Here is a 20,407-nt window from a genome sequence, read left to right as displayed (position 1 = left end):
GCTTCATGCGAGGCTGAATCGCATGACCGCGACGCGACCGGACGAGGCGCTGGCCCAGGCGTACGACGGGATCACAGCGGTGGTCGGTCACCTGGACGACGCCGGCCTGCAACGGGCCACCCGCTGTCACGGCTGGCTCATCGCTGACCTGCTCCTGCATGTGCTCGGCGACGCCCAGCGGGCACTTGTCACACTGGCCAGCCCCGCCGACGGCCCCGCCGACGTCGACGACGTGAGCTACTGGCGTGACTTTCCCGGCGGCGACGACGAGGCCGCCCGGCACGCCTGGTGGGTCCGCCGGTCGGCTGCCGCCTTCGACCGTCCCACCGGGATCGTCGAACTCTGGCGGGACACCGCCCCGGCGGCGGTCCGCGCCGCCCGGTCAGCCGACCCCGAGGGGTATGTGACCACGCAGGGGCACGTGCTGCGCGTACCGGATTTCCTCGCCACCCTGACCACCGAAGCCGTCATCCACCACCTGGACCTGACGCTGGAGCTGCCCGACGCGCCGCCGCCCGGCCCCCTGGCGGTACGCGTCGCTGTGGCGACGATGGATGGTCTGCTCAGCGACGACACCGTTCGACCCAGCGCGTGGGACGACCACGATTTCCTGCTGAAGGCCACCGGGCGCGTCCCGCTGACCGACCGGGACCGGCTGGAGCTGGGCGAGTCGGCGGGCTGGTTCCCACTGCTCGGCTGAGCGACGACGGGGCGTCGCGCCGGTCAGCCGATGGCCATGTCGACGAAGCGGGACAGGTGCAGCTGGGCTGCGACGGTCACCGTGTCGGTGGGGCCATTCCGGTGCTTGGCAACGATGAAGTCCGCCTCCCCGGCCCGCGGCGACTCCTTGTCGTAGTAGTCGTCGCGGTGCAGCAAGATGACAACGTCGGCATCCTGCTCGATGGAGTTGTGGGTGGCGATGCCATTTGCGATGAAGTTGTGCTTCCCGAGCACTGTCGCATCGAACACCTCCTGCTCACCGATCGACTCGATGGAGACGATCGAGTCCCAGAAGATGTCATTCGTGGCGTGTAGGTCCAGGTCGGCCGCATCAAGAACACCGGCGATCGCCGCCAGCCGGGAGCGGCTTGGCGCACGCTTCCAGAGGGTACTGCCGCAAAACTGGGTACCGATGGCCTTGGCGAACTCACGGTGAGTCATGCCCTGCTCGACCAGAATCTCCTTGACTCTGGTCCACACCTCTCGTGGCACGGTGTCGACGTTGGTGTTGCTCTCCGTCGACTCCAGCGCGGCCAGCAGAGCGGAACAGCCCTCCGACCGCTGCCCGTAGACACCGATCTCGCGCAGGAATCTCAGCTGGTCATCCCGGCCAGAGATATCGAGCGTGTACTGAGGGCGATGCCCCACGACCGGTACGACCTTAAGCCGGGCTGTAATGCCGTACCTCAGGAGCAGTCGAGAGATGTCCTCAAGCATTCGTCGGCTCGTGGATGCGAAATAGACGCGCCCTCCGCGGCCCGAGCCGTTGACCGTCACCGAACCATCCGTGGCCCACAGGTGCCGTAGGAAAGCGGTGATCTGCGCCTTAGGCAGGCTGAAGACCCTCGAAGGGAGAAACTTCTCGTGTGATCTCAGGCCGAAGAGGCCTAAGTCGTCCAGCCAAGCCGCGATGGGGTTACGCCGACCGCGAGCCAGCCGATAGGGCGTAGGCAGTCGGAGGGTGGTCACCCTCGCCGCCGCATAGTCGTCGCGCACGGCGGTGATCCCGAAATGCTTCGCGGCCTCCGCCACAGCCTGCAGGTTCAGCTCATCGCAGCTTGCGTATCGGATGGGTTGGCGGCGCACGAACGAGCCGTCGCCCAACAGGTGAGCCAACATGACGACCTCCGCGTCGGCCCATGGGCGGGTAACCATTGGCGGCGGTAGGTGGCGTGGCGTGGCGATGCGGTCTCCGGGCGACAGCTCACCGAGCGGCACCCACCCGGTGAAGGCGAGGAAGGGGTGGTTCGCTGTGGCATCGATCTGCTTGCCCGATGCGAGAGTCAGCCGGAACACCTCGCGGCTACCGCTCGGAAAGACGTGGGTCATGGTGCGGGGCGTGTACCGAAGGCTCTCGTCCAACGCCCAGACCGGGATGTCTTTTGCGTTGTTTGACAACAACTCGCCGAGCGTGATCTCGGTGTTGTCATCCGCTCGAACCACCCGGGTCTCCGCCGTGAGGCAACCTGATTCACGCAAATCGGACAGCTGAGGTCGCTTGTCGGTGCGCTGCTCGGGACCACGGTTCAGCTGACTGACCGCGATCACCGGGCACTCGACCTCCTTGGCCAACAGCTTCAGGCCACGGGACAGGTCAGCGACCTCCTGCTGGCGGCTCTCGGTGCGCTTCGGTGAGGTCATCAGCTGGAGATAGTCGACCACGATCATCTTGAGGTCGTGCCGCTGCTTGAGTCGGCGGGCCTTGGCCCTGATCTCCATCAGGTTCATGCTCGGCGTGTCGTCGACGAAGAGCGGTGCTTCGCTGATCTCACCCATGCATCGGGCCAGCTTGGTCCAGTCGTCGTCGGAGAGCTGACCGCTGCGCAGCACGTGCAGCGGCACCCGCGCCTCGGCGGAGAGCAGTCGCATCACGATCTCGACCTTGCTCATTTCCAGCGAGAAGATGGCGGCCGCCTGGTTGGCGCGAATCGCGGCATTTCGGGCAAAGTCCATGCTAGCGGTCGATTTACCCAAACCAGGTCTGCCTGCAACGATGATCAACTGCCCGGCGTGCAGGCCATTGAGCAGCCGGTCCAGGTCGCTGAAGCCGGTCGGCACGCCGGTCATCATGCCGCCCTGCGCGCCCACCGCCTCGATCTCGTCCAGCGTCGGCTGCAGCATGTCGGCCAGGACCGCGAAGTCCTCGCTGACCCGGCGTTCGGTGACGTCGTACACGGCCTGCTGGGCGAGGTCGACGACGTCGTCCACGTCGCGGCTGCCGCCGCTGGCGGTGCCGTACCCCAGCTGCACGATCTTGGTGCCGGCCTCGACCAGCCGGCGCAGCACCGCCCGCTCGCTGACGATCCGGGCGTAGTACGCCGCGTTGGCGGCGGTGGGCACGCTGGCGATCAGAGTGTGCAGGTACGGCGCGCCACCGATGCGTACCAGATCCCCGGAGTCGGCGAGCGCCGCCGCGACCGTGATCGAGTCGGCCGGCTCACCGCGACCGTAGATGTCGAGGATGATGTCGAAGATGGTGGCGTGCACCGGCCGATAGAAGTCGTTGGTCTTGAGGATCTCGACGACGTCGGCGATGGCGTCCTTGGAGAGCAGCATGCCGCCGAGGACGCACTGCTCGGCGGCGACGTCCTGCGGCGGGGTCTTGTCGAACTGGCCGTCCCGCTGCGCGGGTGGCTGGCCTCCGCCGGAGCGTGGCTCTGCCCGCATGTCGTCGGTGACCGACACGGGTCCCCCCTCCACTGCGCCGGATCCAGTCCCAGCTCTACCGCTGGGGTCTGACACTTCTCGTCCGACCGGGCCGGTCGATCGGGGGCCATCGCCGGCGGTCGAGGGCCAACCATACGGACCCCGAGGTCAGAGACTCAACAACGCCGGTGGACGAGCCTCGGGACAACCTGTGGATCCCGGTGGACAGCATGTGCGCAGCGTGTGCACAGCCTGTGGACAACCATTGGGGAATTCTCGGCCATAAGTCGTTGACCTGCGGAAACATGCTCCCCAGCCTGTGGAGGAGAATATTTCGGTCGGGCCTGTGACACGATCGTCCCGTACTATCTCCAGCGAACGGCTACACCTGGACAGCGGATTCCGCTTTCGGTTCAGAAGGGTCACACTCCGGCCGTGAACTACCGGGACTGGGGACGCGGCGATGGCAGCCCGCGCGAGCGCCAGCCAACCGCCTCGTGGGGTGAACGCGCGGCGTCTGTTCCGGTTGACCCGTACGACGAGGACGGGCGCTACCGCACCTCCAGCCGACGGCGTGCGTTGGACCGCGGCCAGGACGAGCCTGTCGACGCCTACCTGCCCCGGTGGGCGCTGGAGTCAGGGGTTCGGCACGCGGATGGCGCCGGTCGTCACGCGGCACCAGACGATGACGAGCCCGAGCCCGAGCCCGAGCGGCCGACCTCCGGCGCAGGCCGGCGGTCCGCCGAGTCGTCGGGTGGTCGGCGGCGGGGCGGCGAGACGCGTCGGCGAGAGCAGGCAGCGATCGGCCCGGCGCCGGACTCGGACCACACCCGGGAGTGGACGCTCGACCGGCCGCAGGACCAGGGCTACGCGGGTCGCCGGCGGGCCGACGCCGGGGAGGACGAGCCGATTTCTGGCGCTGTCGCGGACCGGCGTCCCCGCCGCGCGCCCGTCGGCCGTCCCCAGGTGATCTGGTCGGGCGGGGATCTGGAGGCCGCCCCGACGGAGCAGGTCCCGGACCAGGAACCGAGTCGTCGCAGCCGGCGGAGCCGCCGCGCGGCGGAGGAGTCCTGGTCCCGTCCTGCGGTCGACCCGTGGGTGCGCGGGTCGGACCGGGCGGCGGAGCCCGAACCGTCGTACCCGCCGGCGGTGGACCCGTGGGACGCCTCGGGCGTGCACGCCTGGCCGCCGGCCAGCGGCGCGGACGGTGTGGACCTGAGCGGGCAGTGGTCGGCGGTGGAGAGCGTCGGCGGCTGGGAGCGGTCCGACCGCACCGGCCAGTGGGAGCGGTCCGCGATCGAGGATGATCAGTGGGACAGTACGCTGGCGCCGCGCTCCGATCACTCGGTGGCCGCCGAGGGGTGGCCGAGCCGGAAAGACGGCTTCTGGTCCGGCACTCGACTGGCGGATGACGACCCGCGGTGGATGGATCCTCCGACGTCGGCGCCCCGGTCTCCGGTGGTGGGATACACCGCTCCACGACCGCGGAGCGCGCCTGCGCCGCGTGCGGGTGCGCCGCGGCGTCGGGCGGACCGACCGGCGGCGGGAACGGCGTCGGTACGTCAACGGGTCGAGTCGGCGGCCACGGGCGCCTGGGCACGGCGCCTTGAGGACGACCTCCTGGACCCGGATCCGGGTGGGTCTGTCCGGCCACTGCTGTACACGGCCGCCTGTTATCTGGTGCCGGCGATGCTGATCTTCGTGTGGCTGTTGACCTTGGACAGCCAGGCACCGGCTGGTTGTGTGACAGACATCAGTGGGGGCGGGTGCGACTCGGCCCGGTCCCGCGCCTTGGAATCACTCCTGGCCGGTTCGCCGCGCTTCGGGTTGGCTCTGGTGAGCAGTCTGGTGGTGGCGGCCCTGCTGCGGCGGGTCGGTACGACGTGGCGCTCGGCGACCATCGCGGTTGCCGCCGCGGTGGTGGGTGGTGGCCTCTCCACAGTGATGATCAGCGCGGTGACGGGCCAGCCCATCGGGTGACCCGGCGGCGCCGGCGGCCTGGGCAGTGCCGGTTCGGTCGACGTACGCACGAGGGCCCGCACCGATCGCTCGGTGCGGGCCCTCGTGATGGTGTTGCGGACGTCAGCCCTGAACGACGTTCAGGTTGAACGACGCGGTCACCTCGGGGTGCAGCTTGATCTTCACCGGGTAGGTGCCGGTCGACTTGATGTGACCGGGCACCTCCAGCCGACGCCGGTCGAGGACCGGGCCGCTGGCCGCCTTGACGGCGTCGACGATCTCGGTCGGAGTGACCGAGCCGAAGAGCCGTCCGCCGTCACCGGCGCGGACCTTCAGGTTGATCTTGAGGCCCTCGAGCTGAGCCTTGACCTCGTTGGCGTGGTCGAGGTCGCGGATCTCGCGCGCCCCACGGGCCCGCTTGATGACCGTGACCTGCTTTTCCGCGCCCTTGGTCCAGGCGATCGCGAAGCCCTGCGGCAGCAGGTAGTTACGGCCGTAGCCGTCCTTGACCTCGACGATGTCGCCCGGGGCACCGAGGCCGGACACTTCCTGAGTCAGGATGATCTTCATATCGGTGCCTCCTCTCAGCGGGTGGTGGCCGTGTACGGCAGGAGCGCCATCTCACGGGCGTTCTTGACCGCACGGGCGATCTGCCGCTGCTGCTGCGAGGTCACGCCGGTCACCCGACGAGCGCGGATCTTGCCGCGATCGGAGATGAACTTGCGCAGCAGCGCGGTGTCCTTGTAATCGATATAGGTGATCCCGTCCTTGTCGAGCGGGTTCACCTTCTTCTTCGGCTTGCGAAGTGCCGCAGCCTTGGCCATTGCACGTGCTCCTGGTTTGCGATCGCGGGCGCTCGGCGCCATTAGAACGGTGGCTCCTCGTCAAAATTGGCGCCCGAACCGGCACGCGCGGGAGAGGGAGCAGCCGAAGCCCAGGGGTCGTCGAAGTTGCCTCCGCCGCCACCCTGATTGCCACCGCCACCGCCACCGCCGCCACCGAAGCCGCCGCCACCGCCGCCGGAGCGGGACATCTTCTGCACCTTCGCCGTGGCGTAGCGCAGCGACGGGCCGATCTCGTCGACCTCAAGCTCGATGACAGTGCGCTTCTCACCCTCGCGGGTCTCGTACGACCGCTGACGCAGCCGGCCCGACACGATCACCCGAGCGCCACGCTGCAGCGACTCGGCGACGTGCTCGGCGGCCTGCCGCCACACGGTGCATGCGAGGAACAGCGGCTCGCCGTCCTTCCATTCGTTCGACGCCTTGTCCATGAAACGGGGTGTCGAAGCGACTCGGAACTTGGCGACCGCAGCCCCGGAGGGGGTGAACCGCAACTCGGGGTCATCGGTCAGATTGCCGATGACCGTGATGGTGGTGTCTCCTGCCATGACCATCTCCTCGCGCACTCAGCGTCTCGTTGTACAGGCTCGCAGAGCCGTACGACAGAGTCGCGGAGGCTGATCCGGACGAACCGGGGTTGGATGCTCTAGCGCATTTCCGGTCGGATGACCTTGGTGCGCAGCACGGACTCGTTGAGCCGGAGCTGACGGTCCAGCTCGGCCACCGCAGCAGGCGTGGCCTGCAGGTCGATGACGGCGTAGATGCCTTCGGCCTTTTTGTTGATCTCGTACGCGAGGCGCCGGCGGCCCCACACGTCGGTCTTCTCAACCGAGCCACCCGCGGTCCGAATCACGTTCAGGTACGTGTCGAGCGACGGTGCGACGGTGCGCTCCTCGAGGCTGGAATCGAGGATGACCATTAGTTCGTAGTGACGCAAGACGTGCTCACCTCCTGTGGGCTAAGCGGCCACGGTCCTTCCGTGGCAGGAGGTCTTGTGTCGCCGCCCGCACGCGCCGAGGGAACCCGGCCGGACGCGGACAACCTGACCAGGATACCCGGTCCCAACGATCATGCCCGGGGCGGTCGGACCCGCACTCGGACGTGCCGACGGGGGCCCACCGTCCGACCGTCAACCGGTCGGTGGTGAACCCCCGTCTACGAGGCCGCGGGGCGTCCGGTCCGCATTCCTTGGGTGGGACCTGGGGAGGAACGACCACACCGATGAGGTTGGACCGAAGACGCCCCGCGGAGCTTTATCGTGTTGTTATCTGACGATACAACAGCACTCGTACCGTGTCGGGGGGAAAAGCACAAATTTCCGAGATTCGTCATCGCTCGGTAGCCGCTGTGCGATGGGGGTCGCCCCCGCTGCGCCGGGCCGCGCGGCGGGGTGACCTCGCTATGGCCGTCGACCGCCGGACGCCGCGTGCGACGCTCGCGCCGCTGGCGGGCACCGGGTGCTGGTCGCCCGTTCAAACCCATCAACGATCGTCGGTCCGTCCGGTGACGCGACACCGCACCGGCCGTCGCCCCGGCCGTCGGGGTCGCGACGTAGGCTCGCTCGCATGCGTATCGGAGCCCACGTCGATTCGACCGACCCGCTGGCGGAGGCGGCCGCCCGGTCCGCCGACACCGTGCAGTTCTTCCTCTCCGACCCACAGGGTTGGAAGGCGCCCAAGCCTCGCGAAGATGCCGAGCGGCTGAGCGCTGCCGAGGTCGATCTCTACGTGCACGCCCCGTACGTCATCAACGTGGCCACTCTCAACAACCGCATCCGGATCCCGAGCCGGAAGCTGCTGCTCGGCCACGCCACCGCAGCCGCCGCCATCGGCGCCAAGGGCCTGATCGTCCACGGTGGGCACGTCAACGCCGGCGACGACCTGGCCGTCGGCTTCGACAACTGGCGCAAGACCTTCGCGTACGCGGCGGACTCCGGCGGCTTCGGCGTACCGGTACTGATCGAGAACACCGCCGGCGGCGACAAGGCCTGCGCCCGACGGCTGGACGCACTCGCCCGACTCTGGGACGCCATCGGTGACTACGAGGTCGGCTTCTGCCTGGACACCTGCCACGCGTACGCGGGCGGCGAGGAACTGCTCGGGCTGGTCGACCGGGTCAAGGCGATCACCGGGCGGATCGACCTGGTGCACGCCAACAACTCCAAGGGCGCGTTCAACTCCGGCCAGGACCGACACGACAACCTGGGCGGCGGGACGATCGACCCGGAGCTGGTGGTGGCGGTGATCCGGGCAGCCGGCGCGCCGGTTGTCGTCGAGACGCCGGGCGGTGTGACCGGCCAGGCCGCCGATATCGACTTTCTGCGTAAGCAACTCGGAGCGGAGAGCCCGGCGGCATGACGAGCGGACAGCCCGGGACCGGCAACGCCCGGCCCACCCCCACCGGCGCGGACGCCGAGAGTCGGCCCGCCACACCGACAGTGGCGGGCACCCCCACACAGCCGGCTCGTATCTCTGCCAAAGCTCCCGCCGAAAACACCGCGGACCAGCCGCGAACTGGCGACGGCGCAACGACCGAAGCCGCCCCGAACGGCACCCCCGAGGCCGACCCCGCGACGAGCGGCCCCGCCAAGGACGCGGCCCGGCGCGGCGACAAACGGGGCACCACGGCCAAGAAGAGCACCACAACCAAGCAGGACGGCACGGCCAAGCAGGACGGCACGGCCAAGCAGGACGGCACGGCCAAGCAGGTTGCCGCCAAGGGCGAAACCGCAGCCAGCGACAGCACCGCCACAGGCACCGACGCAGCCAAGGACAGCGACCCGGCCAAGGACAGCGGCACGGTGGATGGCGCGACCAAGGACAGCGCCGCGACCAAGGGCAGCGGCACGGTGGATGGCGCTGTCAAGGACGGCGACGGCGAACCGACCAAGGACGGCGAACCGGCCAAGGACGCGAAGGTGGCCGACGGCAAGGACGCGAAGGCGGCCGACGGCGAGGCGAAGCCGGTCGGCCCGGAGCGTTGGGAGGCGTTCGCCTCCGCGCCAGAGCCGCGGCCCTCCATCTTCACTCGGGCGGGCCGAGCTGTCGGTCGGTTCCTGATCCACGAATGGACCCTGGCCGCCCTCGGCGCGTTGGCACTGGCCGTGCTGATGACCTGGCCGACGCTGCGCTATCCGCGCTACACCCTTCCGCAGGACTATTGGGACCCGAGCCTGCAGTCCTGGCAGATGGCCTGGTCCGGCCACATCCTGCTGGCCGACCCGGCGCGCCTGTGGCAGGCGAACACGTTCTTCCCCGAGCTGTGGAGCTTCGCGTTCTCCGACACGCTGCTCGGCTACGCCCCGGCCGGGATGCTCGGCAGCGGTCCCGAGGACGCCGTACTGCGCTACAACATCATGTTCGTGCTGGCGCACGCGCTCGCCACGTTCGGGGCGTACGCGCTGGCTCGACAGCTCGGGGCCGGCCGGATCGGTGCGGCCGTGGCCGGGGTGAGCTACACCTACGCGCCGTGGCTGCTGGCCCAGGCCGGGCACCTGCACGTGCTCTCCAACGGTGGGATCCCGCTGGCGCTGGCGATGTTGGCGCGCGGGCACGGGTGGTCACTCCGACACGGCTACCGGCCGGAACGCCGGCATGACGGTTGGGTCTACGCCGGTTGGCTGGTGGCGGCCTGGCAGCTCAGCCTCGGTTTCGGCATCGGGCTGCCCTTCGCGTACTTCCTGGCGGGCGCGGTGCTGATCACTGCCGTCCTCTTCTACGCGCGGCGGCTACGCACCGGGCAGGCCGTTCCGTTCGGTCGCCGGTTGTTCGCCGCCGATGTGCTCGGCGGGGTGTTGTTCGCCGGTGTCGGTCTGTTGATGGCGGTGCCGTTCTTCAAGGTGACCGAGCTGCACCCGTACGCCGAGCGCACCATCGGCGACATCAGCCTCTTCTCGCCGCCGGCGACAGGCTTCGTGACGGCCCCCGGCGAGTCGCGAATCTGGGGTGGGTTGCACGAGGGGGCACGGGCGGCACTGCCGTGGCACCCGGAGATGACACTGCTGCCGGGCTTCGTGCTCTACGCGCTCGCCGCGGGTGGGCTGTTCTTCTCGGTCTGGCGGCTGCGGCACCGACTGCTGCTGCTCTCCGGGGTGCTGGTGACGATGGCCTTCGCGATGGGCACCCGTTTCTTCGACGGCACCTTCACCTACGTGCCGCTCTTCGAGCATCTGCCGGGCTGGAGCGGGTTGCGTACCCCCGGGCGGTTGATGCTCTGGACCACGTTGTTGCTCGGCCTGCTCGCGGCGGGTGCGGTCACCGCGCTCACCGACCGGGTCCGCGAGTTGACCGCGCAGCGAATTCCGTCGTGGCCGGGGCCGTGGCTGCGGATGGCCACCCTGCTGCCGCTGCTGCTGGTCACCGTCGAGGGCCTGAACACCACACCGCATCCGGTGGTGCCGACCCAACCGGCCGCGATGCGGTCGGCGCAGGGGCCGCTGCTGGTGCTGCCCAGCAATCAGAGCCTGGACCAGCACGTGATGCTCTGGTCGACCGACGGGTTCCCGGACGTGGTCAACGGCGGTAGCGGCTTCACGCCGCGTCAGCTCGACGACGTCCGTCGGGTGAGCCAGTCGTTCCCGGACCAGACGAGCGTCGACTACCTGCGCACGCTCGGCGTCCGCACTGTGGTGCTGCTGCGCGGCCAGGTGGTCGGCACGCCGTGGGAGATCAGCATCGACGCGCCGGTCGAGTCGCTCGGGATCAGCCGCCAGGACGTCGGCGACGCCGTCGTCTATCGCCTGTGAAGCTGTAGGGCGGTTTTCGGGGGAGCCGCCCGGCGCCGGGCGGCTTCCCCGAAAACCCTGACCTGGTCCGAGTCGCGTCCGCCTTGCGGGGTCAGGTGGTGACGAGTTCCTCGGAGGGCTCGCTTCTCGCGGGGCGGCGCCAGCGGTCTGTCCAGGGGGCGTCCGGGGCACCGTCGAGGACCCCGCCGTCCGGGTCGTCCGGGTAGGTGGCGCGCACCGCGTCCTGCTCGGGGTGCAGGATTTCCTTGACGACGAACACGCAGAGCACCACCACAGTGGCCAGTCGCAACGTCGAGGCCAGCACGAACACCCCCTCCGGGAAGACCGGCTTACTGGTTGCCGCGCCGAGCAGTTCCCCGTAGAAGGCGACGAAGTAGCAGACCTCGGCGATCTGCCAGGCCAGGAACGCGCCCCACTTCGGCCGGGCCAGCACCACCAGCGGGAGCAGCCAGAGCACGAACTGCTGCGACCAGACCTTGCTGAAGATGAGGAACGCCGCCACCACCAGGAAGCCGAGCTGGGCCAGCCGCGGTCGGCGCGGCGCCCGCAGCGCCAGCACGGCCACGCCGAGGCAGGCCAGCCCGAACAGCGCGTACGAAAGGGTGTTGAGGGTCGGGATGTTGACGTTCAGCCACTCGAACGGGCCGAGCTGGGCCGGGTCGTTGCCGACCTTGCCGTCCAGGTAACGCCCGATGTACCAGAGCGTGCCCCAGTCGATCGGCCTGGTGGTGTTCAGCTCGAAGAATCGGTCCCAGTTCTCCGGGTACGCCCGTGCGGCCGGCAGGTTCACCAGCACCACTGCCGCGATAGCCGTGCCGATGGCGACGAGGGCGGCGCGGACCCGGTCGGCCCGCAGCGCCAGAATGAGGATCGGCCCGAGCAGGAACAGCGGCCAGAGCTTCGCCGCGCCGGCCAAGCCGAGCAGCACTCCGGCCACCGCCGGCCGTTTACGGGCCCAGGCCAGCAGGCCGAAGGCGGCCAGCCCGATGGCGAGCAGGTCCCAGTTGACGGTGGCGGTGAGCACGAGCGCCGGGGCGAGTGCGAACAGCGCCGCGTCCCAGGGTCGTCGTCGGCGCAACGCCAGGATCACCGCCACAGTGGCCACCGCGAGCGCGCCCAGCACCAGCGCGTTGAGATTGTAGAACCACTGACCCTGGTTGATGCTCGGGTCGCCGTCACCGATGGCGTGCACCGGCAGGCCCAGCGCCCCCATGAAGTAGCCGGTCAGCACCGGGTACTCGACCGGGTGGTCGCGGTAGGGCACCTTGCCCTCGTTGAGACCCTCTGCGTAGTAGAGGGCAAGGACGTCGGTGTAGCAGAACCGGGTGTACTGGACGTTGTTCTGCCAGGCGCCGTCCTGGCAGGGCGACTTCTGCACCCAGTGCAACGCGAGCGTGAGGCACGCCAGTGCCAGCACGATCCGTACGGCGGTCCAGAAGCGACGCTCCCGGCCGGCCGGCCGGTCCAGCGCGGTCGCGTGGTCGCCCAGCGGCCCGCCGATGACGCTGGAGATGCCGCGGACGAACCCGTCGGAGCGGGACGGGTGATCGGTGGTTCCGGCGTCGTCGATGCCGGGCGTCGACTGGGTGCTCATGAAGAGGCATCCTGCCGTACGACAGGGCCGTCCGTCCTGTCCCGGCGCGGAGTTCCGGGTACGAAAACGCCGCCGCCGGCCAGGACCTGTCGTCCGGCCGGCGGCGGCGTCGTGCGCTGTGGCTCAGTCCCGGTTGGGCGGCAGGCTGGGCAACAGCCCGTCGCCACCACCTGTGCCGCCGCCGCCGGGGTTGCCGCCGGGGTTACCGCCGGGATTGCCCCCGGGGTTACCGCCCGGGTTGTTGCCCCCGGTGGGGTTGCAGAACAGATCGACCAGCGGGTTACAAGGGGTGCCCTGGCCGGGCTGGCCCCCCGGGTTGGTCGGTGGTGGCGGCGGCGGCTCTTTGCCGTTGCCCTTCGTGACGTCACCCTCGCCGGTGACGCTGGGCAGGGAGATCTCCTCCTGCCCGTCGAGGGCGGTGTTCATGTACTTCTCCCAAATGGGGCCGGGGAGCGTCGAACCGCCGATGGCCTTACCGCTGGTGAGGCGGATCTTCGGCTTCTTCGGATCGCGGCTGCCCACCCACACCGCGGTGGCGATCTGCGGGGTGTAGCCCACCATCCACGCGTGCGCGTTGTCCTTGTTGTCGTACTCCCAGGTGCCGGTCTTGCCGGCGGCCTGCCGGCCGCCCTCCAAGGAGAGGTTGTTCGGCCGGGGGATCTGCTTCAGGACGCCGGTGACCTCGTCAGTGATCTTCTTGGGGATCCGCTGCTCCGGCTTGATGCGCTCGCTGCCGACGACCTTCCACTTGCCGGTTTCCTTGTCCTGCTGCTCGACCTTGATGACGAAGTGCGCCGGGATGTACTTGCCGTCGTTGGCGAAGGTGGCCATGGCGTTGGCGTGATCGAAGACGGTGATCGGGTACTTACCGAAACCGGTCCAGTTGTCGAACGGGTTCCGCCCCTTCTTCGACAGGTCGAAGGCCTGCGGCGGGTCGACACCCCACATGGTGGTCACGCCGGCCTTCCGGGCCATGTCGACCACCTTCTCGGGACCGATCTCGTCGGTGACCCAGTAGAAGGGCACGTTGTACGACTGGATCGTCGACTCTTCGAGGGTGCACCACTTGCCACACTTACCGGCGCCGCGGTTGGCGTTGCCGATCTCGACGTCGGTGCCCTCGGGCTTGAACGGCGTGGCGTCCCAGTGCGACTTGACCGAGATGCCGGCCTCGATTGCGGCGGCGAGCGTGTAGACCTTCATCGACGAGCCCGGCTGGTGCCCACCGGTCAGGTCACCGTTCTTGTCGGTGTTCTTGCCGGCGTAGTCGAAGTCGGCACCGCTGTCGCCGCCGTAGTAGGCGAGCACGCGGCCCTTCTTCGGGTCGATCGAGACCACCGCCGCCATCAGGTTCTTCGGCTGGTCGTTGAGCTCGGAGCCCTTCTTCGACTGCATCGCCGTGTTCTCGGCGGCGGCCTGGAGCTTCGGGTCGATGGTGGTCTGGATCCGGTAGCCGCCGACGCGTAGGGCCTCGACGCAGCTGACCTTGCCGGCCGCCCCGTTGTCGGTGCAGAGGCCCATCCGGTCCATCTCCTGGCGGACGTAATTGATCACGTTGCCCCGAGGGCTGTCGACGCCGAACCCGGCCCCACCCTTCTTCGGAGCCGCCACCTTCGGGTATTCCGTGGGTCGCTGTGGCCGGTTCGGCTGGTCGAGCCAACCCTTCTTGGCCATGCCGTCGATGACGTAGCGCCAGCGGGCCTGGGCTTCCTCCAGGTTGATCGCCGGGTCATAGCCCTGGTGGGTGGCGCTCGGCTCCGGCTGCCGGATCAGGGCGGCGAGGACAGCGCCCTGCGCCACGTTCAACTTCTTGGCGTCGACGTTGAAGTAGGTCTGTGCCGCCGCCTGGATGCCGTACGCACCGCGACCAAAATAGATCACGTTGAGGTAGTGCTCCATGATCTGGTCTTTGGTGAACTCGTCGTTCAGCTTGGAGGCGAACATCGCCTCCTTGACCTTCCGGGCGTAGCTGTCGTCCTTGAGGTTCTCGTAGGCGTTACGCGCGTACTGCTGGGTGATGGTCGAGGCACCCTGCTTGTCGCCACCCGAGACGTTGTTCCAGGCGGCACGGGCGATGCCCTTGTAGTCCACACCCGAGTGGTCGTAGAAGTTCCGATCCTCGGCTGCCGCCACCGCATCCCGCACGTACTGCGGCATGTCGGTGATCTTGATCAGCTGCCGGTTCTCCTCGCCGAGCTTGGCCACGATCGTCTTGTTGTCGTTCGCGTAGACGGTGGTGGAGAGCGGCAGTGGCAGCGACTGTGGCAGCACCACGCTCGTCGAGTAGTAGGTGAAGGTCACCACACCGATGCCGGCGAGCATGATGAAGACGGCGAACCCGGCGATCAGCAGGTTCATCCGCTTGCGCTTCTTCGCCCGCGCCGCGGCGCCTGAGTCACCCGGACCACGACCACCCCGACCGGGACCGCCCGGCCCACCGGGACCGCCCGGCCCACCGGGACCCCCAGGGCCACCCGGCCCACCGGAGACCGGTGAGACGCTCGCCCGGGCGACCGCCGCACGACCACCGACCGATGCGGAGCCGACGCTGGCACGGCCCGCCGAAGCGGTGCCGACCGAGGCCGCACCGACGGCGGCGGCACCGACCGCGGCCCGACCTGCCGGCGCGCCCGGCGCCGGGGAGACCGGCACCGAGGCCCGACCGGCGCCAGCGCGGCCGGCGGCCACACCCGGTGCCGGCGACACCGGCACCGAGGCCCGACCGGCCCGGCCGGCCGCTGCCGAGCCCACCGAGGCGGACCCGGCGGCCGCACCGCCACGCGGCGGCACCGAGGCCGAACCGCCGACCGCCGCGCGGCCACCAGCGGCCCGCGGGGTCACCGAGGCGCGGCCCGGGATTGCCGCGCCGCCCTCCGAAGCTGACCAGCCGCTCCCGCCGGAGTCACCGCCGGGTCTGCGGTACGCGTCGTCCGCGCCCGGTCCGGGGTCACCGTCTGGACCCGCGTGCTGGGTCCGTCCGCGCGCAGAACTGGGATCGCCGTACGAGTTCATTCCTCACACCCTGCCGGTCGCGGTGGGGCGCGGCTGCGCCGCCACCGGGTTGCCGTGAGTTGCTTCACCCGGGACGCCGGCACGGGGGTGCCAGGTAACCGGGGTCATTGCCGTATCAATCGGGTCAATCGGACCAACAAGCGGTCGGCCGTCTCGGGTTTCGTCTACGGCCCCGAGGCCGGTCCAACCAGCTGATATCACCGTTGCGCCTCTCGCCTCCGCCGACCGCCACCTTCGGCGCCTGCCGCGTCCTGCTCGCTCGTGCCCTCACTGTCGCCGGTCAGGCCGTCCCGGCCGAGCAGGTACTGCTCGACGAGATGGTTCCAGTCACAACCGAGGCACACCTCCACCACGAAGACCTGGAACTCACGCAGCGTCATCGCCAGTACGGGCAACTCGGCAAGTGTCCGGGCCTGGCCGGCGGACTGCTTGAGTTCGTCACCGTAAATGTAGTGGACGAGGGTCAGGTTTTCGCTGCGGCAGATCGGGCAGCGCCGGTCGGTCGGCTCACCGTGGAACCGAGCGGCGTTCTTCAGGTAGGGCGAAGCGTCGCAGACGTCGTACGTGCCGACTCGGCCGGCCAGGAGCTCACGCAGCACTGCTCGCTTCTGAAGCGAGTAGTCGACGACCTGGCGCTGCGTACGCATGCGGAGAAGGGTACGCGGTCCGGCCCAAGCAGGCGACCACGCTCACAATCCGTGACGGCAGCAACTCGGAACGGGGGTTTGCCCTGGCCCACGCGACCCGCTAACGTGCGATGTATCGGTCCGATACATCGCGGCGGTTACCACTCCACGCCGGAGGGTAAAGAGAGGGTGGCCAGTGCTTGAGTTCGCCATCCTCGGCCTCCTGCAGGAGTCTCCGATGCACGGCTATGAGCTGCGCAAGGAGCTGACCGCCAAACTCGGCGCGATCCGGGCGGCGATCAGCTACGGCTCGCTCTATCCCACGCTACGCAGGCTCCAGGCGGCGGGATGGATCACCGAGGCTGCTGAGACGCCCGCCACTGCCGAGGAGGTTCCCGCGCTGACCAGCCGACGAGGTCGGGTGGTCTACAAAATCACCGCGGAAGGCAAGGAACGCTTCGCCCAGCTGATCGCACAGGCCGGGCCCGAGACGTACGACGACACGGGCTTCGGGGTGCACTTCGCGTTCTTCGCCCGGACCGACCAGGCGACCCGACTGCGCATTCTGGAGGGTCGCCGCCGCAAGATCGAGGAGCGTCGCGAAGGGCTTCGCGACGTGCTGGGCCGGGCGGCCGAGCGCCTCGACGCTTACACGCTGGAACTGCAGCGCCACGGCCTTGATGCCTGTGAGCGCGAGGTCCGCTGGCTGGAGGAGCTCATCGCCAACGAGCGCTCCGGCCGAGCCCCGACGGTCCCGAACATCGGGACAGCCGGCGGCCGACGAGAAGACAACAGCCCGCCTCCGCCTGGAGAGACCAGGAATGAGCGGCCGTGACAGAAAAGAAGGAGGCAGACGCTATGGGCTCCGTCCGCGTCGCCATCGTCGGTGTGGGTAACTGCGCCTCGTCCCTGGTTCAGGGCGTCGAGTACTACCGAAACGCCAACCCGAACGACCGCGTCCCGGGTCTCATGCACGTCGCCTTCGGCGACTACCACGTCAACGCCGTGGAGTTCGTCGCGGCATTCGACGTGGACGCCAAGAAGGTGGGCATGGACCTCGCAGAGGCGATCGTCGCCAGCGAGAACAACACCATCAAGCTCTGCGACGTGCCGCCGACCGGCGTCAGCGTGCAGCGCGGCCCGACCTTCGACGGTCTGGGCCAGTACTACCGCGAGATCGTCGAGGAGTCGGACGCCACCCCGGTCGACGTGGCGCAGGCGCTGCGCGACGCGCAGGTCGACGTCGTCGTCTGCTACCTGCCGGTCGGCTCCGAGCAGGCCGCCAAGTTCTACGCCCAGGCCGCGATCGACGCCGGCTGCGCGTTCGTCAACGCCCTGCCGGTCTTCATCGCCTCCGACCCGGAGTGGGCTCAGAAGTTCACCGACGCTGGCCTGCCGATCGTCGGTGACGACATCAAGAGCCAGGTCGGCGCCACCATCGTGCACCGCGCCCTCGCGAAGCTCTTCGAGGACCGCGGCGTCGAGCTGCTGCGCACGTACCAGCTCAACTTCGGCGGCAACATGGACTTCATGAACATGCTGGAGCGCAAGCGGCTGGTCTCGAAGAAGATCTCGAAGACCCAGTCGGTCACCTCGCAGATCCCGCACGAGATGAGCAAGAGCGACGTGCACATCGGCCCGTCGGACCACGTGCCGTGGCTGGACGACCGCAAGTGGGCGTACATCCGCCTGGAGGGCCGCTCGTTCGGTGACACCCCCCTCAACGCCGAGCTCAAGCTCGAGGTGTGGGACTCTCCGAACTCGGCCGGCGTCATCATCGACGCGGTCCGGGCCGCGAAGATCGCCCTGGACCGGAAGATCGGTGGCCCGATCCTGTCGGCCTCGTCGTACTTCATGAAGTCCCCGCCGGTGCAGTACGCCGACCACGACGCCCACCAGGCCGTCGAGGAGTTCATCGCCGGTGAGGTCACGCGCTGACGCGCTGAATCAGCAAGCAGGCCGAAGGGCCGGGTCCGCACGGACCCGGCCCTTCGTCGCGTTCAGTGCCTCGCCGATGGGTACGGCGACCGGCTCACTTCCAGCTCGGCGACTCCTGCTTCGCCTTGGCGGCCCGCCGGGCCGTACGGTCGGCGAGCGCCTCGGCGGTACGCGCGCCCGACGAGAACGGCAGGTACGCCGGGTTGACGGCGCCGATACCGATCACGAACGCCACCACGTCGAGGATGACGTGGGTGGTCTTGTTCGCGAAGACGGAGATGTAGTCCGCGTCGAAGCCGATGCCGGACATGAACGCGTTCGACAGCGACTGGTTGGCCTGGAAGTTGATCGTCGAGACGCTGATCGGGCCGGCGCCGTACGGGAAGACACGCGCGAAACCCGGGGCGGCGGTGGTCGTCACTGTGATGTTGCCGAACACCGCGTCGCCGAAGAAGACGAAATCTGTCAGGTCGAGGTGGATGGTCTGCCCCTCGCGCAGGCGGCCCGTGCTGTCCAGGGTGGTCGACGAGCGGTTGACGATCCGCTCACGCCCCGCGGCCGAGCGGGTGTCGATGACCCGCTGGGGAATGATCGGCACGATCCGGTTCGAGTTGCCGCTGGTGTGCACGTAATCGACGAGGGCCTCGCCGTTGTATTCCCCGGCGACCACCTGGAGGTTGCCGTAGTTGTCCATGCCGATGGATCCGGCCTCGGAATCCTGGTGCAGGTAGTCGCCGCTCGGCGTCAGCTGCAGCGACGGCCGGGCGAGGTCCAGGCCGTTCTCGCTGATGATGGCCGGATTGGCCAATTGCAGTGTCGGCCCTGCCGCGGTGCTGGTGAGGGTCGTGGTGGCGGTGCCAGCGCTGTTGGCGCGGCCCTGAAGCACCGGGTCACCGGGTGCGGCCTGGGCCGGCCCGGCGACGGCTGCGCCAACCACTGTGCTACCGGCGACGCCGGCGGCGACGGTGCCCGCTCGGCGCAGTAGACGGCGGCGGTCGACGGTCTTGTCCTGGTTCTCGGTCATGCGTCCCCCGGGTTGTTGGTGCATAGACGATCGATCGTCGCGGTGGTGGCGGTAAATCCACATCGACCGATCGGTCGAATCCATGCCCTGACAGGGTCCCCCCCGGGCAGAGGCGGGGCCGGCGGCCGCCACTCCGGACATCAGGCTCCCGACCAGGCGTGTCGCAGCGCGACCCCGGCCTCCAACTCCAGCAGCTTGACCTTGCGGGGCAGGCCCCCACCGAAGCCGACCAACTTTCCGCCCGCGCCGACGATCCGATGGCAGGGCACGATCACCGGGACCGGGTTGCGGTTGCAGGCCACCCCGACCGCCCGGGCCGCTCCCGGATCACCGACGATCTTCGCCACCTCGCCGTAGGTCATCGTCTCCCCGTACGGGATCCGGGTCATCTCCCGCCAGACCGCCCGCTCGAAGTCGGAGCCGCGCGGCGCCGACACCGGGACGGTGAACACGGTCAGCTCGCCGGTGAAGTACGCCCGCAGCTCGTCGACGGCCTTCCGGGACAACGCGTCGCCGGGCTCCTCGGCCGCCGCGTCCACCCGGCCGAAGTGGGCCCCGCACACGCTCGTGCCGTCGGTGGCGACGGAGAACTCACCAATCGGCGAGTCGAGCACAGTCCAGCGCATCCACCCATTCTCTCCCCGGTGCGGACTCCCTCGTCGGCCCGGCTACCAGCGTCGGGCTGAACGCCACTCCTCGGCGGCCCGAATCGGTAGATCATTTCCGCTTCTCGGCGGGCCGTTCGGCGTTGCGCAACGTCGATACCGTCAAGGTCGTGGCAACGGGGACGCTCATCTTTCTGATCATCGGCGGGGCGGGCATCGGCGTGCTCGCGCTCGCTCTGCTCGGCACCGAGCTGCTCCAGTTCGGGCACGCCGACGTGGACGGGCCGATCTCGATCGAGACGGTCGCCGGCTTCGCCGGGGCGTTCGGGTTCGGCGGGGCCATCGTCAACGAGCTGCTCGGTGCGCGTACACCCGGCATGGTCGTCGGGGCGGTGGCCGGCGGCGTGCTCGCGGCCGTGCCCACCGGCTGGTTGGCCTCCCGGCTGAGCCGGGCGGCGCGGAACATGCGCACCGACCCCACCCCCACCCGTGACGACCTGGTCGGCGCGCTCGGCCTGGTCGTCACCCCGGTGCCGGTCAACGGGTACGGCGAGGTCCGCATCCGCCTCGCCGGCCAACCGGTCAAGCTCAGCGCTCGCGCGGACCAGCCGATCCCGATCGGCGCCCAGGTCTTCGTCGTTCAGGCGCTCAGCGAGACCAGCGTTCACGTCGAAACCTACTGACCTCCCCCTCGTAG

At 69.1% G+C, this 20,407-nt stretch carries 17 protein-coding genes; 7 read left to right on the top strand and 10 right to left on the bottom strand.

What is annotated here, in order from left to right; translation table 11 throughout:
• Window positions 1-22 precede the first annotated feature (22 nt).
• Window positions 23-700 (top strand): maleylpyruvate isomerase N-terminal domain-containing protein, encoded by a 678-nt coding sequence (locus ABZU74_RS03100; protein WP_355417773.1) that lies wholly within the window; start codon window positions 23-25, stop codon window positions 698-700.
• A 23-nt stretch (window positions 701-723) separates the two neighbouring features.
• Here the strand turns inward: ABZU74_RS03100 and ABZU74_RS03095 are convergent, their stop codons facing one another.
• On the bottom strand, window positions 724-3,420 hold the full coding sequence (locus tag ABZU74_RS03095) for a replicative DNA helicase (RefSeq protein ID WP_355417770.1): 2,697 nt from the start codon (window positions 3,418-3,420) through the stop codon (window positions 724-726).
• A gap of 381 nt (window positions 3,421-3,801) precedes the next feature.
• Here ABZU74_RS03095 and ABZU74_RS03090 point away from each other — a divergent pair, with 381 nt between their 5' ends.
• The gene (locus ABZU74_RS03090) at window positions 3,802-5,346 is read left to right on the top strand and encodes a hypothetical protein (RefSeq protein WP_355417767.1); all 1,545 of its coding nucleotides are present in this window, start codon (window positions 3,802-3,804) and stop codon (window positions 5,344-5,346) included.
• Window positions 5,347-5,448: 102 nt separating this feature from the next.
• On the opposite strand, the gene rplI is transcribed toward ABZU74_RS03090, so the two are convergent.
• From rplI to rpsF, 4 genes are all read right to left on the bottom strand, one after another.
• Window positions 5,449-5,895: a 50S ribosomal protein L9 gene (gene rplI / locus ABZU74_RS03085; RefSeq protein WP_355417764.1), complete on the bottom strand. Its 447-nt coding sequence runs from the start codon at window positions 5,893-5,895 to the stop codon at window positions 5,449-5,451.
• Between the two features lie 14 nt (window positions 5,896-5,909).
• Entirely contained in the window at window positions 5,910-6,149 is a 240-nt protein-coding gene (gene rpsR, locus ABZU74_RS03080) for a 30S ribosomal protein S18 (protein WP_013289355.1), read from the bottom strand.
• Between the two features lie 41 nt (window positions 6,150-6,190).
• Complete coding sequence (locus ABZU74_RS03075) at window positions 6,191-6,733, bottom strand: single-stranded DNA-binding protein (RefSeq protein WP_238687929.1); 543 nt, start codon at window positions 6,731-6,733, stop codon at window positions 6,191-6,193.
• A gap of 80 nt (window positions 6,734-6,813) precedes the next feature.
• Complete coding sequence (rpsF, locus tag ABZU74_RS03070) at window positions 6,814-7,104, bottom strand: 30S ribosomal protein S6 (protein WP_036391391.1); 291 nt, start codon at window positions 7,102-7,104, stop codon at window positions 6,814-6,816.
• A 628-nt stretch (window positions 7,105-7,732) separates the two neighbouring features.
• On the opposite strand from rpsF, the gene ABZU74_RS03065 reads away from it, so the two are divergent.
• Together ABZU74_RS03065 and ABZU74_RS03060 are read left to right on the top strand one after the other, a co-directional pair.
• Window positions 7,733-8,524 (top strand): deoxyribonuclease IV, encoded by a 792-nt coding sequence (locus tag ABZU74_RS03065; RefSeq protein ID WP_355417760.1) that lies wholly within the window; start codon window positions 7,733-7,735, stop codon window positions 8,522-8,524.
• Window positions 8,521-10,911 (top strand): hypothetical protein, encoded by a 2,391-nt coding sequence (locus tag ABZU74_RS03060; RefSeq protein WP_355417757.1) that lies wholly within the window; start codon window positions 8,521-8,523, stop codon window positions 10,909-10,911. The genes ABZU74_RS03065 and ABZU74_RS03060 overlap by 4 nt, the downstream gene beginning before the upstream one ends.
• A gap of 91 nt (window positions 10,912-11,002) precedes the next feature.
• Here the strand turns inward: ABZU74_RS03060 and ABZU74_RS03055 are convergent, their stop codons facing one another.
• The 3 genes from ABZU74_RS03055 to ABZU74_RS03045 form a co-directional block, all read right to left on the bottom strand.
• Complete coding sequence (locus ABZU74_RS03055) at window positions 11,003-12,505, bottom strand: glycosyltransferase 87 family protein (RefSeq protein WP_355417754.1); 1,503 nt, start codon at window positions 12,503-12,505, stop codon at window positions 11,003-11,005.
• Window positions 12,506-12,628: 123 nt separating this feature from the next.
• Window positions 12,629-15,517, bottom strand: a complete 2,889-nt coding sequence (locus tag ABZU74_RS03050) for a transglycosylase domain-containing protein (protein ID WP_355417751.1) — start codon at window positions 15,515-15,517, stop codon at window positions 12,629-12,631.
• A 197-nt stretch (window positions 15,518-15,714) separates the two neighbouring features.
• Complete coding sequence (locus tag ABZU74_RS03045; RefSeq protein ID WP_355417748.1) at window positions 15,715-16,164, bottom strand: DUF5318 domain-containing protein; 450 nt, start codon at window positions 16,162-16,164, stop codon at window positions 15,715-15,717.
• A gap of 175 nt (window positions 16,165-16,339) precedes the next feature.
• Here ABZU74_RS03045 and ABZU74_RS03040 point away from each other — a divergent pair, with 175 nt between their 5' ends.
• Both ABZU74_RS03040 and ABZU74_RS03035 read left to right on the top strand, forming a co-directional pair.
• Window positions 16,340-16,978, top strand: a complete 639-nt coding sequence (locus ABZU74_RS03040) for a PadR family transcriptional regulator (protein WP_030331823.1) — start codon at window positions 16,340-16,342, stop codon at window positions 16,976-16,978.
• A gap of 23 nt (window positions 16,979-17,001) precedes the next feature.
• The gene (locus ABZU74_RS03035; RefSeq protein ID WP_238669615.1) at window positions 17,002-18,081 is read left to right on the top strand and encodes an inositol-3-phosphate synthase; all 1,080 of its coding nucleotides are present in this window, start codon (window positions 17,002-17,004) and stop codon (window positions 18,079-18,081) included.
• 94 nt (window positions 18,082-18,175) lie between these two features.
• Here ABZU74_RS03035 and ABZU74_RS03030 read toward each other — a convergent pair whose 3' ends face one another.
• Both ABZU74_RS03030 and ABZU74_RS03025 read right to left on the bottom strand, forming a co-directional pair.
• A complete protein-coding gene (locus tag ABZU74_RS03030) occupies window positions 18,176-19,105 on the bottom strand; it encodes a hypothetical protein (RefSeq protein ID WP_355417745.1) in 930 nt (309 codons plus the stop codon).
• Between the two features lie 140 nt (window positions 19,106-19,245).
• Window positions 19,246-19,731 carry a methylated-DNA--[protein]-cysteine S-methyltransferase gene (locus tag ABZU74_RS03025; protein ID WP_355417742.1) on the bottom strand — a complete coding sequence of 162 codons (486 nt, stop codon included), beginning with the start codon at window positions 19,729-19,731 and terminating at the stop codon, window positions 19,246-19,248.
• Window positions 19,732-19,880: 149 nt separating this feature from the next.
• Between ABZU74_RS03025 and ABZU74_RS03020 the strand changes: the two genes are divergently transcribed.
• Window positions 19,881-20,393 carry a hypothetical protein gene (locus tag ABZU74_RS03020; RefSeq protein ID WP_355417739.1) on the top strand — a complete coding sequence of 171 codons (513 nt, stop codon included), beginning with the start codon at window positions 19,881-19,883 and terminating at the stop codon, window positions 20,391-20,393.
• Window positions 20,394-20,407: the final 14 nt, after the last annotated feature.

The organism is Micromonospora sp. NPDC005171, from assembly GCF_040608575.1.
Lineage (GTDB): Bacteria > Actinomycetota > Actinomycetes > Mycobacteriales > Micromonosporaceae > Micromonospora.
This window is presented reverse-complemented; position numbering and strand designations above follow the sequence as displayed.